We start from the raw sequence: 17,661 nt of genomic DNA, 5'->3' as shown, positions 1-17,661 counted from the left end.
CCGGCGTCACTGGTTCGAGTGATTCCCCCCGCGACGCGTGACGTGCGCCCGCGCACCACGCGTCGCGGGAAACCCCCTGATGAGCGCCCCCGGCCACTCCTCACCACCCCGTGCCACCGTGCGCCGCACCTCTCCCGGTTGAGCGCCCAACTTGCTCCCGCTCTGCGTGCAATGTGAAGAATTACGCCGCGCAGACGCGACGAAGGGGAGCAATTCGTGGGTGGGATCACGCTGGTGAAGGACGACGAGCGGGCCACCGTGCCCGCTCCGGTCACGGTCGACCCGCCCCCACCCGCCACCGGCGCCGCCATGCCGGGCGGCGAACTCTCCCCGCGCCGGGTACGCCTGGTCTTCTTCGGGCTGATGCTCGCGCTGCTGCTCGCCGCGCTGGAGCAGATGATCGTCGCCACCGCCCTGCCGAAGATCGTCGGCGAACTCCAGGGCCTCGACCGGATGCCCTGGGCGATCACCGCGTACCTGCTGACCTCCACGATCGGCCTGCCGATCTACGGCAAGCTCGGCGACCTCTTCGGCCGTAAAGGCGTCTTCCAGTTCGCCATCGTCGTCTTCGTCGTGGGATCGGCCCTGGCCGGCTGGTCGCGCACCATGAACGAACTCATCGCCTTCCGCGCCCTCCAGGGCGTCGGCGCCGGCGGACTCATGATCGGCGTCCAGGCGATCATCGCCGACATCGTGCCGCCCCGCGAACGCGGGCGCTACATGGGCCTCATCGGCGGTGCCTTCGGCCTCGCCTCGGTCGCGGGACCGCTGCTCGGGGGCTTCTTCACCGACCATGTCTCCTGGCGCTGGTGCTTCTACTTCAACGTGCCGTTCGGCCTCGTCACGCTCGCCGTCGTCACCGCCGTACTCAAACTCCCCAAGCCCCGCGTCAAGGCCCGGCTCGACATCATGGGCGCCGTGCTGCTCGCCGCCGCGTCGACGTGCCTGGTCCTGCTGACCAGTTGGGGCGGTACGGAGTACGAGTGGGGCTCGCGCGAGATCCTGGGGCTCGCCGCCGGCGCCGTCGTGACGGCCGTCCTGTTCGTGGCCGTCGAGCACTTCGCGCCCGAACCGATCATTCCGCTGCGGCTGTTCCGCGACTCGATCTTCAACATCACCGGTCTCGTCGGCGCGGTCATCGGCGTCGCGCTCTTCGGCGCCGCCAGCTATCTGCCGACCTTCCTCCAGATGGTCGACGGCGCTTCGGCCACCGAGTCCGGCCTGTTGATGCTGCCGATGATGGGCGGCATCGTCGGCGCCTCCGTCATCTCCGGCCAACTCATCAGCCGTACCGGCCGCTACCGGATCTACCCGATCCTCGGCGCCGGCGTCTCCGCCGTCGGCATGTGGCTGCTGTCCCGCCTGGAGACCGACACCTCCCGGCTCGAATACAGCGTCTGGCAGGCCGTGCTCGGCATCGGGATCGGCCTGGTCATGCCGGTCCTGATCCTCGCCGTGCAGAACTCGGTCCAGCCCTCCGACCTCGGCACCGCCACCAGCGCCAACAACTACTTCCGGCAGATCGGGGGCAGCGTCGGCGCCGCCATCTTCGGCACGCTCTTCGCGGACCGGCTCACCGACGCGCTCGCCGACCGCATCCCGTCCGGCGCCGGGCTGCCCAGCGCCGAATCCATCACGCCGCAGATGGTGCACGCGATGCCGCCCGCGCTGCGGGACAGCTACATCCAGGCGTACGCGGACGCGATGCCGCGGATCTTCCTCTACCTCGTGCCGGTGCTCCTGCTCGGCCTGCTCATCGCCTGCTTCCTCAAGGAGAAACCGCTGGTGTCCCACAACGCCTCCGCCGCCGAGTCCACCGCCGTCCCGGCCGCCCGCAGCGCTTCCGCCTCCCCCTCCCCCTCCGGCGCCGCTTCCGCGAACGGCGCGGCCCCGCACGCGTACACGCCGGGCGTCCCCGTCTGCGGCACCGTCCAGCACCACGACGGCAGCACCGTCCCGCGCGCCGCGCTCACGCTCATCGACGTACAGGGCACCCAGATCGGGCGCGGGGCCAGCGGCGAGGACGGGCGGTACGCGCTGAGCGTGCCGGGGGCCGGCTCGTACGTGATGATCGCCGCGGCGGGCGGGCACCAGCCGCAGGCCGTAACCGTCACCGTCGGGGAGCGCCCCGTCGAGCTGGACGTGGTCCTCGGCGGCGCCGGCCGGCTCGCCGGAGCCGTACTGACTGCCGACGGCACCCCCGTGCGCGACGCCGCCGTCACCCTCACCGACGTACGCGGGGACGTGGTCGCCTCCACCCGCAGCGGGCGTGAAGGCGGCTATGTCATCTCGGAGTTGGTGGCCGGGGAGTACACCCTGGCCGCCAGCGCGCCCGCCTTCCGGCCCGCCGCGCTCCTCGTCAGCGTCCAGGCGTCGCGCGAGACCCGGCAGGACATCGAGCTGGCCGGCGGGGCGGTGCTGCGCGGCACCGTACGGGCCGGGGGCGGCCGGCCGGTCGAGGACGCCCGCGTCACCCTGCTCGACGCGGCGGGCAATGTGGTCGACACGCTCACCACAGGCGCGGACGGGTCGTTCCGCTTCGTCGATCTGTCGTCCGGCGAGTACACGGTCATCGCCGCGGGGTATCCGCCGGTCGCCACGGTGCTGCGGATGGCCGGCGGCGGACGTACCGAGCGGGACCTGCAACTCGGCCACGCCGACTGACCGGAATACCGCCACACGCCTGACTGAATATCAGTCAGCACCCCGGCGTGCGCCGGGCGCACGACCTAATAGTTGATTGCCCGGCGCATAGCGTGTTCGGAGCCGTACCGTGGGTGCACAGCAGCCGCAGATCCCGGCGGCGGGGAAGGAGCCTTCCACCCATGGACCGTGGCACTCCGCCGCTCAGGTCACGGCGGCAGCACGCCGTGACCGGCCGGATTCCGCTCGCCGTGGTCGTCGTGGACACCGACGGCCTCGTGTCGCACTGGTCGAGCGGCGCACGGCGGCTTTTCGGCCATTCCAAGGAAGACGCGGTCGGGCAGCCGGCGGGCGATCTGATGCCGGTCTCCGGAGCGCTCACGGACGACCGGACGGGGCTGGTCAACGGCGCGTACGGCGCGTACGGCTCCGACGACGAGCTGGGACCGGAGCTGCACGGACGCAGCTCCTACCCCACCGCCGGCCGGGCGAAGCTCTCCGACGCGGGCCGCCCACAGCTCGACGTGCTGTGGTGGGCCTACCCGCTCGCCGGTCCGGGAACGGGGCGCCATCTCGTACTCGCCGCGGACGTCGACCAGTTCAGCGGCGACGCGGTCAGCCCCGATGACGCGGACGGACCCGGTGGCGGCGACCGCGGGCGGATCGCGCCGAGCTTCTCGCTGCACACCGAATTCCCCGAATCCCAGTCGCTGGCCGGCCAACTCCCGCACATCCTGCCGAACATGAGCGTCGCCGAGGCGGAGCGCATCGTCGCCCAGATCCTCGAACTGGGCTATCCCGTGCTGGAGTTCAGCCACCACGAACGGGTCCCCGTCACCCCCGACTGGGGTGTGCCGCGCCGCGTGGCCGGACGGCCGGGCCGCGCGTACGGTTCGGCGGAGCGCGACGAGCGGGGTGCCGGACCCGCGCACGCCGCCGACGCCGACCGGCCCGTGCTCGTGCCCGCACCCGCGCCCGAACTCGACCTCGAATACGCGGCGGTCCGCGAACGCCTGGAATTCCTCAACGAGGTCAGCGGCCTGATCGGCTCCTCCCTCGACCTGTCGCGCACCATCCGCGAGGTCACCAGCGCCGCCGTGCCCCGCTTCGCCGACTTCGCGGGCACCCATCTGCGCGCCGCCGTCCTGGCCGGTGAGGGCTTCCCCACCGGGCGGCCCGACGTCACCACCATCTGGCACCGGGTCTGGGTCGAGCACAACGACGAACCGGGCCGCTGGGACGACACCGTGCCGGTCGGCGAGGCCATCGCCTTCCCCGAGCACACCCCGTTCTTCCAGTGCATGGTCACCGGCGAACCCGTCCTCATCCGGCAGCTCAGCGAGGAGGACGGCGACCGGATCTCCGAGCAGTTCGAGAAGCGCGACCTGCGCCCGCTCATCAACAACCGCTCCATGCTGCTCGTACCGCTCAAGGCACGCGACGTGGTGCTCGGCTTCATGGTGCTGATGCGGCGTCAGGGCCGGCAGCCCTTCGACGACATGGACCGCACCACCGGCGCCGAACTCGCCGCCAGGGCCGGGCTCGTCCTCGACAACGCCCGGATGTACACGTATCAGGAGAACGTCGCCGACACCCTCCAGGACAGCATGCTGCCGCAGGTCGCCGCCCGCATGGCGGGCTGCGACATCGCCACCCGCTATCTTCCCGGCGCCCGGCTGGGCCGGATCGGCGGTGACTGGTTCGACTCCGTCAAACTGCCCGGCTCGCGCACCGCGCTCGTCGTGGGCGACGTGATGGGCCACGGCCTCAACTCGGCGGCGATGATGGGCCAGTTGCGTACGGCGGTGCAGACGATGGCGACCATGGAAATGCCGCCCGCCCAACTGTTGCGCAATCTCGACGACTTGGCGCAGCGCCTGGGCGAGAACTACCTGGCGACCTGCCTGTACGCGGTCTACGACCCCATCCGCTCCGAGCTCCAGATCGCCAACGCCGGACATATCCCGCCCGTCGTGGTCCGCGCCGCGGACGGCCGCAGCGAACTGCTCGATCTGCCGACCGGCGCCCCCATCGGCGTCGGCGGCGTGGCCTTCGAGACCGCGACGGTACGGGTCAGCCCCGGCGACCGGCTGGTGCTGTGCACGGACGGCCTGGTCGAGGTGCGCGGCCAGGACATCGGCGCGGGTCTCGCGGCGCTCTGCGAGTCGGCCGCGCATCCCGCCGCCTCCATGGACCACGCCTGCGACACCATCATCCGCGCGCTCAACACCCACGGCGGCCGCAAGGACGACGTGGCGCTGCTGATGGCCCGGCTGAACGGCATTCCGCCCGGCGACGTCGCCGAGTGGCAGCTCGCCCTCGACCCGCGCGAGGTCGCGCGGGCCCGGCGCCTGGTGCGCGGCAAGCTGTACGACTGGAATCTGCCGGGGGCCGTGGAGAACGCGGAGTTGATGGTCAGCGAGCTGGTCACCAACGCCGTGCGGCACGCCCGGATCCGCCATGTCGGGCTGCGGCTGGTCCGCAACGACGCCCTGCTCTGCGAGGTCACCGACGACGAACCGGCCCCGGCGAGCCTGCTGGCCGCGACGGCCGACGACGAGTTCGGGCGTGGCCTGCGGATCGTGAGCCGGCTGGCGCGCGGCTGGGGGAGCAGCAGTTCGGCGCAGGGCAAGACGGTGTGGTTCGAACAGTCCCTGGCGGGAAAGGGGGCCTATATGGCGCGTAAGTGACGCGCCGTCAATTCGCCCCTGGCGGGGCCGAATTCGGGAGGGCACAGATGGGCGTGTCACAGCGTTACCAGGACTCGTGGGAAGGCTACTGGCGCGAGACGTCCGACGCGCCGGGTGAGGCGATCTGGGACTCCGACCCCTCCCTCACCGCCGCACCGCACTGCGAGATATTCCTGCCGCACGCCGACCCCGAGCTGCCCGTGGTCGACCTGGGCTGCGGCAACGGCACCCAGACCCGCTATCTCGCCACCCGCTTCGCCCGCGCCGTCGGCGTGGACCTCTCGCACGCGGCGATAGAGCACGCCCGGCGCGCCGACACCGCGAAGGTGGCCGAGTTCGAGCAACTCAGTCTCGTGGACCACGAATCGGTCCGGGCGCTGGCGGGGCGGGTCGGCGACACCCATGTCTACATGCGCGCCGTCATCCACCAGAGCGAACCGCAGGACCGGCCCGCCGTGGCCGCGGCGGTGGCCGCGCTCCTCGGCGAGCGCGGCAGGGCGTTCGTCGTGGAGCTGACCTCGGGCTCCAAGACGCTGTTCCAGCGGGCCGCCGAAGAACCCGGCGGGGGACCCGCGAAGCTGCGGCGGGTCTTCGACCACGGACTGAAACCGGCCGCGGCCACCGACGACGAAGTGCCCCGGCTGCTGGGCGACGCGGGCCTGCGGATCATCGACAGCGGGGACACCACACTGCCGCAGACGGAGTATCTGGCCGACGGCACCCGGATCGACCTGCCCGCCAGGTGGTTCGTCCTGGCCTCTGCCTGACGGGCCTCTGCCTGACGGGCACTTGCCCGACGGGGCGCCCGTCTGACGGGCGCCCCGTCGGGCAAGTGGGGCGAGGCGGACGCGGTGTCGTCGGCACGGTTCTGGGCGACAGGATCGCGCGGGGCCGGACGTTGTAGGGTTCGGCGCGGCCCGCCAGAGGGGCCGATGGTTCCACCCGGGGGAAGCGAAACACTCATGGTCAAGCGCTCAAAGCTCTTCGCCGGTCTCGACGGTGTGCCGTGGGAGCGGCTTTCGCACCATTACGGCTCCGCCGGTGATGTGCCCAGCCTGCTGCGCGCCGCGGTCCGGGGTGACACCGAGAGCTGGTACACGCTGGTCAATCACCTGCGTCACCAGGGCGGTGCGGTGTTCTCGGCCGGGCCCGCCGTGGTGCCGTTTCTCGTCCGGCTGGCGGAGTCGGCCGACCTCAAGGTCTGGCTGCGGTCGGAGGCCCTGACCCTGATCGCGGAGCTGGCCGAGGACGGGCGCAGGGCGTTGTCCCCACGTCGGGTCGATGCGGCCTGGCCGCTCGCCTGGGCGGAGGCTGTGCCGCGCGTCACACGGCTCCTCGGCGACCCGAAGGCCGCGGTACGCGAGGCGGCGGCGCTCGCGCTCGCCCATGCCGTCCACGACGCCGACGAGGTGTGCGCCGCGCTGCGATCGGCGTTCGCGCGTGAGAAGAAGCCGGCGGTGCGGGTCGAGATCGTCCGGGCGGTGGGCAGCGTAGTCCTGGTCGACGACGACCATGTGGTCAGGAGCAGTTGTCTGCCCTGGCTGCACGGCCTGGTCACGCACGACATCCCTGAGGTGCGTCTGGCCGCGGTCCTCGCGCTGCGCCGGCTTGAGCCCGAGTACCGCGATCCGGCGCATTTCACGATCGCGGTGGAGGTGCTGCTCGGCACCGAGTTCACCGGCCGATGGCCGGCCGTCCGCGCGGCGAGGGCCACGGCGAAAGGGCTCGGCGAGCATCGTGACGAGCGAGTCGCCCTCGCGGAGAGACTCATTGGCCACGCGTCGGCCCGTCATCGGCTGGCCGGACTGAATGTCGCGGGTGAGGCCCTCATGACGTGGCGCTCGGCCGTGAGCCTGCTGCCGGCGGTCGCCTCGTTGCTGGACGACCCCCACAAGAGGATCCGCCGGCTCAGCGTCTATCTGCTGGCGGCAGCCGGCCCGGGCGCCGAGCCCTGGGCGGACGAGCTCGCGGCGCTCGTCGACGACCCCGACGCCCGCGTCGCGGAAATGGCCGTGTGGGGGCTCGCCCATCTCGGCGACGAGCGATGCGTCCCCGCGGTCCGGTCCTACCTGACCGGTATGCGGGCCCCTTACGGGACAGGCGGCGTCAGGGCGGGGTGGGACTTCGACAGCCGGCCGGCGCTTCACCATGTCCTGCGCCGGATGGGCCCCTTCGCCTCCGACCTGCTGCCGGCGATCCGGCTGCGACTGCACGAGAGCGGGGACGGTTTCGAACGCGGGTCCCTCATGAACGCCATCGGTTGGTGGGATCCCGCGGTCCTCCGCACGGTGATCGATGGGGAGGATCTTCCGGAACCACTGCGGCAGCAGCTGATCGACCTGCTGCCCCGGTCCGGCGCGCCGGAGCCGGACCCCGACGCCGTACGCGCGGACATCGAGGCCGCGCGTGCGGTGCTGAACGATCCGATGGAGCGTCTGGACCAGCCAGACGCGGCATTCACGCTGTGGAGACTGACGGGCGAGCACCAGCCGGCCGTCCGGCTGCTGGTGGCCGAGCTCAAGTGGTTGCGCGCCCCTGCGAATCAGTCCAGGGCCTGGGGCGCGATCAACGACCTCGGCCGGATCGGGCCGCCGGCGGCGGTGGCTGTGCCGGCCCTGCGCGCGGCACTGGAGGACGACCGGCGGCTCGCGAGAGGCGGACCAAGGGCGTGTGTCGAGGACGAGGAGACGCGTGCCGACATCCGTACGGCCCTGGCGCGGATCGAGGGCGGGGGGCCCGGTGCCGGAAAGGCAGATGAAGCGGCGTAGGCCCGGCGTCGGGCGCCGGACCGGGGTGGTGCTTTACCGGATGCCGGTGAAGCCGATGAAATGGGTGCCGACCGCACAGGGGGCAGATGTGACTTCGACGCTTCTGGCCCGGGAAGAGAGGAACGACCGGTGAAGATCCTGATCAGCGCCGACATGGAAGGCGCCACCGGTGTCACCTGGCCGGCCGACGTCCTGCCGGGGACGCCGCAGTGGGAGCGCTGCCGCACCCTGTTCACCTCGGATGTGAACGCCGCCGTCCTCGGCTTCCTGGACGGCGGCGCCGACGACGTGTTGATCAACGAGGCGCACTGGACCATGCGCAATCTGCTGCTCGAAGAGCTGGACGAGCGGGCCCAGTTGCTCACCGGGCGGCACAAGTCGCTGAGCATGGTCGAGGGCGTCCAGCACGGTGACGTCGACGCGATCGCCTTCGTCGGCTACCACACGGGCGCGGGCACGGAGGGCGTTCTCGCACACACCTATCTCGCCAACTCCATCACCGGCGTCTGGCTGAACGGCGTACGGGCGAGCGAGGGGCTGCTCAACGCCCATGTCGTCGCCGAGTACGGCGTCCCCGTGATCCTCGTCACCGGCGACGACCTGACCTGCCGGGACGCCGACGGCTACGCGCCCGACGCCCGCAAGGTAGCGGTGAAGGACCACGTCTCGCGGTACGCGGCGGTCTGCCGCACCCCCGCGCGTACCGCCGCCGACATCCGCGCGGCGGCCGAGGAGTCGACCGCCCTGGCCGTACGGTACGAGCCGGTCGACGGCGGCCCCTTCACCGTCGAGCTGGAGTTCGACGCCGAGCATCTGGCCGGGGCCGCCACGGTCGTACCCGGAGTGGTGCGCGGCGGCGAACGGCGTATCGCGTACACGAGCGAGACGATGTACGAGGGCATTCGCACCTTCAAGGCGGTCACCACGATCGTCTCGGCCGCGGTGGAGGAGCAGTATGGCTGACATGACGCCCAGAAAGACGCCCGCCGGGTCGCCCGGCACGACGCCCGCCACGCCGTCCACGCACACGAGTACCGACCGGGCCGAGGCCGTCGACACGGTGGCGCTGGACGAGGTGGTGACGTTCACCTCGGAGCTGATCCGTATCGACACGACCAACCGAGGCGGCGGCGACTGCTTCGAGCGCCCCGCCGCCGAGTACGTCGCCGAACGGCTGGCCGCGGCCGGACTGGAGCCCACGCTCCTTGAGCGCACTCCCGGCCGCACCAACGTGGTCGCGCGCATTCCCGGCACCGACCCGACAGCCGACGCGCTCCTGGTCCACGGCCATCTGGACGTGGTACCGGCCGAGCCCGCCGACTGGTCCGTGCACCCCTTCTCCGGCGAGGTCAGGGACGGCGTCGTCTGGGGCCGCGGAGCCGTCGACATGAAGAACATGGACGCGATGGTGCTCTCCGTCGTCCGCGCCTGGGCCCGGTCCGGGGTCCGGCCGCGCCGCGACATCGTGCTCGCTTACACGGCCGACGAGGAGGCCAGCGCGATCGACGGCTCCGGCTTCCTCGCCGACCACCACCCGGAGCTGTTCGAGGGCTGTACGGAGGGCATCAGCGAGTCCGGGGCCTTCACCTTCCACGCCGGGCACGGCATGGCGCTCTACCCCATCGGGGCGGGCGAGCGCGGCACCGGCTGGCTGAAGCTGACCGCGCACGGCAGGGCCGGCCACGGCTCCAAGGTCAACCGGGCCAACGCGGTCAGCAGGCTCGCGGAGGCGGTCGCCCGGATCGGCCACCACGAATGGCCCATCAGGCTCACCCCCACCGTCACCGCCGCCATCAAGGAACTCGCCGCGCTGCACGACATCGAGGTCGACGTCGACGCCGAGCACTTCGATCCGGACGCCCTGCTCGCCAAGCTCGGCCCCGCCGCGGCCCTGGTCGAGGCGACCGTGCGCAACAGCAGCAACCCGACGGTCCTGGAAGCCGGTTACAAGGTCAATGTGATCCCCGGTCAGGCCGTCGCCTACGTCGACGGCCGGACGGTACCGGGCACCGACGACGAATTCCGCGCCACACTCGACCAGTTGACCGGACCCGACGTCGACTGGGAGTTCAGCCACCGCGAAGTCGCCCTCCAGGCACCGGTCGACTCCCCGACGTACGCCAAACTCCGCGCGGCCGTCGAGCGGTTCGACCCGGCCGGGCACGTCGTGCCGTACTGCATGTCGGGCGGCACGGACGCCAAGCAGTTCTCCCGCCTCGGCATCACCGGCTACGGCTTCTCGCCGCTGAAGCTGCCCCCCGGCTTCGACTACCAGGCTCTCTTCCACGGCGTCGACGAGCGTGTCCCGGTGGACGCGCTGCACTTCGGCGTCCGCGTTCTCGACCACTATCTCCAGACCGCGTAGAGGGAGTTGGGCATGGAGCAGCCGACACCGTACGGCTCTTGGCCGTCACCGATCGACGCCGCGCTCGCCGCCTCGCACGACGGGCGGCCCGAGTTCGTCGGCGCGGTCGGCGACGAGGTGTGGTGGACGGAGCCGCGGCCCGCGGAGGACGGCCGCCGCGCACTCGTGCGCCGTCGGTCCGACGGCCGCGAGGAATCGATTCTGCCCGCACCGTGGGACACCCGCAGCCGGGTCATCGAGTACGGCGGCAGACCCTGGGACGGGGCGGTACGGGCCGACGGCTCCCCCCTCGTCGTCTTCGCGCACTTCCCCGACCAGCGGCTGTACGCGTACGAGCCGGACGGCGACGGGCCCCCGCGCCCGCTCACCCCGGCCCCCGCCCCGGACGGCACCCGGACAGGCACCCTGCGCTGGGCCGACCCGCGACTGCGCCCGGGTCCTGTCGGGGACAGCGGCGAAGTCTGGTGCGTACTGGAGGAGTTCACCGGCGAGGCACCCACCGACGTGCGCCGCGTCGTCGCCGCCGTACCGCTGGACGGCTCGGCCGCCGACGACCGCACGGCGGTACGCGAACTCTCCGACGACCGGCACCGCTTCGTCACCGGACCCCGCGTCTCACCGGACGGCCGGCACGCGGCGTGGATCGTCTGGGACCACCCCCGGATGCCCTGGGACGGAACGGAGTTGCTGCTCGCCGACGTGACGGAGGCGGGCGCCTTCGAGCGGGTGCGCACCGTCGCCGGAGGCCCTGCGGAATCCGTCGCGCAAGTGGACTGGGCGGCGGACGGCTCACTCCTGTACGTCTGCGACCCCGGTGACTGGTGGCGGTTGTTCCGGCTTCGGCTCGACGCGTCGGCGCCCCTCGGCGTCAGCGCCCCGGCCCGGCTCAGCCCCGCCGTGGACGAGGAGTTCGGCGGGCCGCTGTGGAAGATCGGCCTCCAGTGGTTCCACCCGATGGACGACGGCACGATCGCCGTCGTCCACGGCAAGGGGTCCACCGCCCTCGGCATCCTCGACCCCGAGACCGGCCAACTCGCCGACGCCGCGGGGCCCTGGACCGAATGGGCCGCCACCCTCACCGTCCGGGGCTCCCGCGTGATCGGCGTCGGCGCGAGCCCGCGCAGCGCGTACGAGATCGTGGAGCTGGACACGGCGACCGGGCGGGCGCACGTCATCGGCTCGGCGCACGACGACCCGGTCGACCCCGTGTACTACCCCGAGCCGCAGATCCGCGCCTTCACCGGCCCGGACGACCGCGAGATCCACGCCCACATCTACCCGCCGCACAGCCCCGACCACAGCGCGCCCGGCGACGAACTGCCGCCGTACGTCGTGTGGGCGCACGGCGGCCCGACCAGCCACGCCCCGCTCGTACTCGACCTGGAGATCGCCTACTTCACGTCGCGCGGCATCGGCGTCGCCGAGGTCAACTACGGCGGCTCCACCGGCTACGGACGCGAGTACCGCGAACGGCTGCGCGAGCAGTGGGGCGTCGTCGACGTCGAGGACTGCGCGGCCGTCGCCCGCGCCCTCGCCGACGAGGGCACCGCCGACCCCGCGCGGCTCGCGATCCGGGGCGGCAGCGCGGGCGGCTGGACCAGCGCCGCCTCGCTCACCGGCACCGACCTCTACGCGTGCGGCACCGTCATCTATCCGATCCTCGACCTGTCCACCTGGGCCGACGACGGGACGCACGACTTCGAGTCGCGGTATCTGGAATCGCTCGTCGGCCCCGTCGCCGACGTCCCGGCCCGCTACCGCGAGCGCTCCCCGATCAACCACGTCGACCGGATCACCGCCCCGTTCCTGCTGCTCCAGGGGCTGGACGACGCGATCTGCCCGCCCGTCCAGTGCGAACGCTTCCTCGAACGGCTGGCCGGGCGCGGCATCCCGCACGCGTACCTCACCTTCGAGGGCGAGGGCCACGGCTTCCGCAGGAGGGACACCATGGTGCGGGCGCTGGAGGCCGAACTGTCCCTGTACGCCCAGACGTTCGGGATCGACCGCCCCGACGTCCCCCGGCTGGAGCTGAGGAAATGACGTCCGTCGCCCCCCTGATCCGCCCGCCCCGGCTGCGGCCCGGCGCGAAGGTCGCCGTCGTCGCGCCCAGCGGCCCGCTGCCCGCCGACCGCCTCGAAGCGGGCCTGGACATCCTGCGCGGCTGGGACCTCGATCCGGTCGTGGCACCCCATGTCCTGGACACGCACCGGGAGTTGGACTACCTCGCGGGAACGGACGAGGCGCGCGCCCGCGACCTCCAGGCCGCCTGGTGCGACCCGACGATCGAGGCCGTCCTGTGCGCACGCGGCGGTTACGGCGTGCAGCGCATGGTCGACCTGATCGACTGGGACGCCGTACGCGCGGCGCCCCCCAAGGTCTTCGCCGGCTACAGCGACATCACCGCGCTGCACGAGGCGTTCGCCGTACGGGCGGGCGTCAGCACCCTGCACGGCCCCATGGTCGCCGCGCTGACCTTCCTCAAGGACCCCGCCACCCAGGAATCGCTGCGCGCCACACTCCTCGAACCCGAGACGGTCCAGGTCATCGGCCTGGACACGGCACGCGCCCTGGTCCCCGGCCGGGCGCGCGGCCGCACCATCGGCGGCTGCGTCAGCCTGCTCGCGGCCGACCTCGGCACCCCGCACGCCCGCCCGTCCGCCGCCGGCGGGCTGCTGCTGATCGAGGACGTCGAGGAGGAGCCGTACCGGCTGGACCGGATCCTCACCCAACTCCTGCGCTCCGGCTGGCTGGACGGCGTCGCCGGCGTCGCGCTCGGCTCCTGGGCGGGCTGCGGTCCGTACGAAGACGTCCGGGCGCTGCTGCTCGACCGGCTCGGCGGGCTGGGCGTCCCGGTGGCCGAGGAACTGGGCTTCGGCCACGGTCCGACGAACCTCACGGTGCCGCTCGGGGTTCCCGCGGTCCTGGAGGCGACCGCCGAGGTGGCGACGCTCACGCTGGAGGTACCGGCGCTGACGTAGGGCGGTGACCGGAGAGTTCACCGGGTCCGTCCGTCCGTCCGGTGGCCGGTTGAGGACGGGCGCCGCTCACGAGCCGCGCGACTCGGCCGACGTTCCCGGCCACAGCACGAGGGGGCGCCCCGTGTCCCGGCCACTACGCTGGCGCGATGCTCGACATCACCGCCCCCGCAGGCGAGGGGCCGCGCACGCGCGTACGCCCGTACCGGTACGAGGACGCCGACGAGTTCGCCTCGCTGGCCCGCGACAGCGGGGAACTGCACCGCCCGTGGCTCTTCCCGCCCCGGACCCCCGAGGCGTACGCCGACTACGCGAGCGGCGTCATCGAGGACCCCACCAAGGCCGGCTTCCTCGTCTGTGACCTGGCGGACGGCCGGATCGCGGGGTTCATCAACATCAACAACATCGTCCGCGGCGGCTTCCTCAGCGGAGCCCTCGGCTACGGCGCCTTCGCCCACGCCGCCGGCCGGGGCCTGATGGCCGAAGGCCTCGGCCACGTCCTGCGGCACGCGTTCGGGCCGCTCGGACAGGGCCTCGGCCTGCACCGTCTGGAGGCCAACATCCAGCCGGCCAACACCGCCTCGATCGCGCTCGTGCGCCGCGCGGGCTTCCGTTACGAGGGCTGCTCGCCGGACTTCCTGCACATCGACGGCGCCTGGCGCGACCACGAACGCTGGGCGATCACCGCCGACATGATCCGCGACACCCCGCCCGAAAGGCTCAGCGTCCCTTCCGGTTGATCTTCATCGTGTCCATGTCGGTCACGCTCGACCGCAGCTCCCCGAAGCCGAAGCCGATGCCGGTGCCGGTATCGATACCGGCACCCGGACCGGCCCCCGCAACCCCGGCCAGCGCCTTCAACGCCGTCTCCGCCCGGTCCTCGGCGAGCACCGCCGCCATCTCCTCGCCGTCAGCCGCGTCGGACACGACCACGAAGCGGTACGAGAAATGCTTCAGCACCCGATCGTAGGTGAGCGACCCCTCGGGCGTGAACCGCGTCTGCCCCAGCCCGTGCTCCTCGACCTCGTCGAGGAGACGCGCCCGCGCCTCGTCCGTCAGCTCCTGGAAGGTCCCGCGCACGATCACCCGGTACGTGTGCTGCGTGGTCATGGACGGGCCGCCTTCTTCCGGAAGATCCTGTTTGAAGAACGAGCGTACGACGCGGAGGATGGAGCGCATGCGGAATATTGTGGTGATCGACGCCCCCTCCAACCTCGGCCTGCGCCCACCGGCCCCCGGCACCGTGCCCGGCTGCTACAAACTGGCCGGCGCCATGCGCGAACAGCGCATCGTGCAGCGGCTCGGCGCCTTCGAGGGCGGGGTCGTCGTCCCGCCCCGCTACGACCGGGGCGACTGGAAGGAAGGTGACGGCGTCTTCAACGCCGCCGCCATCGCCGCGTACACGCCCAAGCTCGCCGACCGCATCGAGCGGCACGTGCGGGCCGGTGACTTCCCGCTCGTCCTCGGCGGCGACTGCTCCATCCAGCTCGGCGCCTCGCTCGCGCTGCGCCGCATGGGCCGGTACGGCATCGCCGCGATCGACGGCTCCGCCGACTTCCGGCACACCGGGAACTCCGACGCGATCGGCGCGGCCGGCGGCGAGGAACTGGCCATCGCCACCGGGCGGGGGCAGAGCGACCTCAGCGACATCGAGGGCCTGCGCCCCTACGTACGCGACGAGGACATCCGGCTCTTCGGCATCCGCGACGGCGACGAGGACCGCGCGGAACTGGCCCGCCTGCGGATCCCCACCGTGTCCGTGGGCGAGTTCCGCGAATGGGGCGCCGCCGATCTAGCCGGGGCCGTACTCCAGACACTGGAGACTCCCGTCACGGACGGCTTCTGGGTGCACCTCGACGCGGACGTCCTCGACCCCGAGGTGATGCCGGCCGTCGACGCCCCGGACGCCGGGGGACTGCTCCCCGACGAACTCCAGGCGTTGCTGACGGTCCTGGTGCGCTCCGACCGCTGCGTCGGGCTCAACCTGACGATCTACGACCCCGATCTCGACCCCGACGGCACCGCCGGCGCACTGCTCGCGGACATCGTTGTGGCGGCCCTCACCCAAGACTGATCTTCAGGTGCTCTGTTCGGCGCGCACTCGACCGTGTTCCATGGTCATCGGGTGCGCGCCGGCCAACCGAGCCTCGGCGGCCCCAGCGAGCGAAGCGAGGTTTGCCTGTGGCCACGAGCGTGCGACGTGCCGTACTGACCCTGCCTGCCGCCCCCTTGGGGCCGGAGAACCCCCTGCCGGCGCTCCGGCCGCTCGACGAGACGCACTCCCGACAACTCGACGAACGCGCCAAGCGGGAGCTGCCCCGCGACATGGCGCGGCAGATCGGGTACGAGCCGCTGCGCACCCTGCTGCCCGTCCGGATCCTCGACGGTTACGGACGCGACCGCGAGCCCACCGACATCGACACGATCGTCATCGAGAACGACCGGCTGCGGGCCACCGTCCTGCCGGGGCTCGGCGGCCGGATCCACTCCCTGCACCACAAGCCCACCGGACGCGAACTGCTGTACCGCAACCCGGTGTTCCAGCCCGCCGACTTCGCGCTCAACGGAGCCTGGTTCTCCGGCGGCATCGAGTGGAACATCGGCGCCACCGGCCACACCACACTCTCCTGCGCCCCGCTGAACGCCGCGCTCGTCCCCGCGCCCGACGGCGGCGAGATGGTCCGGCTGTGGGAGTGGGAGCCGCTGCGCGGCCTGCCGTTCCAGGTCGACCTGTGGCTGCCCGACGACTCCGACTTCCTGCACGTAGGCGTCCGGATACGCAACCCGCACCAGGGTCCCGCGCCCGTCTACTGGTGGTCCAACATCGCCGTCCCCGAGGACGAGCACACCCGCGTCGTCGCACCCGCCGAAGAGGCCTGGTACTTCGGGTACGAACGCGGCCTGCGCCGGGTCCCGGTGCCCGAGTACGACGGCGTCGACCGCACGTACCCGCTGCGCGGCGAATTCCCGGCGGACTACTTCTACGAGGTCCCCCGGGACGCCCGGAAGTGGATCACCTCCCTCGACGCGGACGGCCACGGGCTCGTCCAGACGTCCACGGACCTCCTGCGCGGACGCAAGCTCTTCCTCTGGGGCGCCGGGCGCGGCGGCCGGCGCTGGCAGCAGTGGCTCACCGAACCGGGCACACCCGGCTACGCCGAGATCCAGGCCGGGCTCGCCCGTACCCAGCTCGAACACGTCAAGCTCGAAGGGTACGAGGACTTCAGCTGGCTGGAGTCGTACGGCCCGCTCGCCGCCGACCCCGCCACCGTGCACGGCGCCGACTGGGACGCAGCCCGCGCGGAGGTCGGCGACCGGCTCGAACTCGCCCTGCCGCGCGCCGATGTGGACGCCGCGTACGAGGCGTGGCTGCCGCACGCGGACACCGAGCCCGGCGAACGGCTCGCCACCGGCTCGGGCTGGGGCGCGCTGGAGGTCATGCGCGGCGCGATGCGCGGCGGGTACCAACTGCCCGGCACACCGTTCGACGAGTCCCTGCTCGGCGAGCAACAGGTGCCGTGGGTCGAGCTGTTCACCAAGGGAACGCTGCCGAAGGCGCGCGAGGCGGCGCCGCCGGGGCCGACCCTCGTCGCGCCGCACTGGCGCGACATGCTGGAGACGGCCCCCGCCGAGCCGCTGACCGAGTATCACCTCGGCATCACGCAGTGGCACGCGGGCGATCTGGCGCAGGCGGTGCGGAGTTGGGAACGCGGCCTCCAACAGGCCTCGTCCCGCTGGCCGTTGCTGCGCTGCCTGGCCGTCGCCGACCGCGAGGGCGGCAACCCGGAACGGGCCGCCGACCAGTACGCGGAAGCCTTCGACGACCTCTGTCGCGAGCGTCCGGACGACAGCGTGGAGCGCGCGGACGACGGTGAGATCTGGACGGCGGCCACGGTGGCGCTGGCGCGCGAGGCGATCGCCGCGCTGCTCGCCGTCGACCGCACACGGGACGCGCGCCGCGTCTGGGACCGGCTCTCGCCGCGGATCCGGCAGCGCGGCGCGTTCCGGCTGATCGAGGCCCAACTGCTGCTGGCCGAGGGCGAGAAGGCGGCGGCCCGCGCGCTGTTCGACGCGGGCTTCGAGGTGGCGGACCTGCGGGAGGGCGCGGAGAAACTGAACGAGCTGTGGGCGGCCCTGACGGACGACCCGCTGCCGGAGGCGTACGACTACCGGATGCGGCCGGCGGCCGGCTGACGCCCGAGCTTCGGACGGGCTGCCTC

The 17,661-nt window shown here is 72.3% G+C and carries 12 protein-coding genes; 11 read left to right on the top strand and 1 reads right to left on the bottom strand.

What is annotated here, in order from left to right; genetic code table 11:
• Positions 1–216: 216 nt before the first annotated feature.
• The 9 genes from OG700_RS05225 (at position 217) to OG700_RS05185 (ending at position 14,181) form a co-directional block, all read left to right on the top strand.
• Positions 217–2,664, top strand: coding sequence for an MFS transporter (locus OG700_RS05225; protein ID WP_405609572.1), 2,448 nt, complete (start codon positions 217–219; stop codon positions 2,662–2,664).
• A 161-nt stretch (positions 2,665–2,825) separates the two neighbouring features.
• A complete protein-coding gene (locus tag OG700_RS05220) occupies positions 2,826–5,333 on the top strand; it encodes a SpoIIE family protein phosphatase (RefSeq protein WP_405609569.1) in 2,508 nt (835 codons plus the stop codon).
• Positions 5,334–5,380: 47 nt separating this feature from the next.
• Positions 5,381–6,100, top strand: a complete 720-nt coding sequence (locus OG700_RS05215) for a class I SAM-dependent methyltransferase (protein ID WP_405609566.1) — start codon at positions 5,381–5,383, stop codon at positions 6,098–6,100.
• 195 nt (positions 6,101–6,295) lie between these two features.
• The gene (locus OG700_RS05210; RefSeq protein ID WP_405609563.1) at positions 6,296–8,101 is read left to right on the top strand and encodes a HEAT repeat domain-containing protein; all 1,806 of its coding nucleotides are present in this window, start codon (positions 6,296–6,298) and stop codon (positions 8,099–8,101) included.
• 129 nt (positions 8,102–8,230) lie between these two features.
• A complete protein-coding gene (locus tag OG700_RS05205; RefSeq protein WP_405609560.1) occupies positions 8,231–9,064 on the top strand; it encodes a M55 family metallopeptidase in 834 nt (277 codons plus the stop codon).
• Positions 9,057–10,466 carry a M20/M25/M40 family metallo-hydrolase gene (locus OG700_RS05200; RefSeq protein ID WP_405609557.1) on the top strand — a complete coding sequence of 470 codons (1,410 nt, stop codon included), beginning with the start codon at positions 9,057–9,059 and terminating at the stop codon, positions 10,464–10,466. Before OG700_RS05205 ends, OG700_RS05200 begins: the two co-directional genes overlap by 8 nt.
• A 12-nt stretch (positions 10,467–10,478) precedes the next feature.
• On the top strand, positions 10,479–12,506 hold the full coding sequence (locus tag OG700_RS05195) for a prolyl oligopeptidase family serine peptidase (protein WP_405609554.1): 2,028 nt from the start codon (positions 10,479–10,481) through the stop codon (positions 12,504–12,506).
• Positions 12,503–13,444, top strand: a complete 942-nt coding sequence (locus OG700_RS05190) for an LD-carboxypeptidase (protein WP_405609551.1) — start codon at positions 12,503–12,505, stop codon at positions 13,442–13,444. The genes OG700_RS05195 and OG700_RS05190 overlap by 4 nt, the downstream gene beginning before the upstream one ends.
• Positions 13,445–13,590: 146 nt before the next feature.
• Positions 13,591–14,181 carry a GNAT family N-acetyltransferase gene (locus OG700_RS05185; RefSeq protein WP_405609548.1) on the top strand — a complete coding sequence of 197 codons (591 nt, stop codon included), beginning with the start codon at positions 13,591–13,593 and terminating at the stop codon, positions 14,179–14,181.
• On the opposite strand, the gene OG700_RS05180 is transcribed toward OG700_RS05185, so the two are convergent.
• Positions 14,162–14,551: a DUF6204 family protein gene (locus OG700_RS05180; RefSeq protein ID WP_405621455.1), complete on the bottom strand. Its 390-nt coding sequence runs from the start codon at positions 14,549–14,551 to the stop codon at positions 14,162–14,164. The genes OG700_RS05185 and OG700_RS05180 overlap by 20 nt on opposite strands.
• Before the next feature lie 67 nt (positions 14,552–14,618).
• Between OG700_RS05180 and OG700_RS05175 the strand changes: the two genes are divergently transcribed.
• Positions 14,619–15,515, top strand: coding sequence for an arginase family protein (locus tag OG700_RS05175; protein ID WP_405609545.1), 897 nt, complete (start codon positions 14,619–14,621; stop codon positions 15,513–15,515).
• Between the two features lie 107 nt (positions 15,516–15,622).
• Positions 15,623–17,635: a DUF5107 domain-containing protein gene (locus tag OG700_RS05170; RefSeq protein WP_405609542.1), complete on the top strand. Its 2,013-nt coding sequence runs from the start codon at positions 15,623–15,625 to the stop codon at positions 17,633–17,635.
• Positions 17,636–17,661: the final 26 nt, after the last annotated feature.

Origin of the sequence: Streptomyces sp. NBC_01508 (assembly GCF_045040315.1) — a bacterium.
Taxonomy (GTDB): Bacteria; Actinomycetota; Actinomycetes; order Streptomycetales; family Streptomycetaceae; genus Streptomyces.
Note: the sequence above shows the minus strand (reverse complement) of the source record. Positions and strands in the feature narration are given on the sequence as shown.

What these genes read in the sequence shown, in the direction of transcription:
- OG700_RS05220 (WP_405609569.1), top strand. Translation starts at nt 2,826, where the DNA reads ATGGACCGTGGCACTCCGCCGCTCAGGTCACGGCGGCAGCACGCCGTG.
- OG700_RS05215 (WP_405609566.1), top strand. Translation starts at nt 5,381, where the DNA reads ATGGGCGTGTCACAGCGTTACCAGGACTCGTGGGAAGGCTACTGGCGC.
- OG700_RS05210 (WP_405609563.1), top strand. Translation starts at nt 6,296, where the DNA reads ATGGTCAAGCGCTCAAAGCTCTTCGCCGGTCTCGACGGTGTGCCGTGG.
- OG700_RS05200 (WP_405609557.1), top strand. Translation starts at nt 9,057, where the DNA reads ATGGCTGACATGACGCCCAGAAAGACGCCCGCCGGGTCGCCCGGCACG.
- OG700_RS05195 (WP_405609554.1), top strand. Translation starts at nt 10,479, where the DNA reads ATGGAGCAGCCGACACCGTACGGCTCTTGGCCGTCACCGATCGACGCC.
- OG700_RS05190 (WP_405609551.1), top strand. Translation starts at nt 12,503, where the DNA reads ATGACGTCCGTCGCCCCCCTGATCCGCCCGCCCCGGCTGCGGCCCGGC.
- OG700_RS05185 (WP_405609548.1), top strand. Translation starts at nt 13,591, where the DNA reads ATGCTCGACATCACCGCCCCCGCAGGCGAGGGGCCGCGCACGCGCGTA.
- OG700_RS05180 (WP_405621455.1), bottom strand. Translation starts at nt 14,551, where the DNA reads ATGACCACGCAGCACACGTACCGGGTGATCGTGCGCGGGACCTTCCAG.
- OG700_RS05175 (WP_405609545.1), top strand. Translation starts at nt 14,619, where the DNA reads ATGCGGAATATTGTGGTGATCGACGCCCCCTCCAACCTCGGCCTGCGC.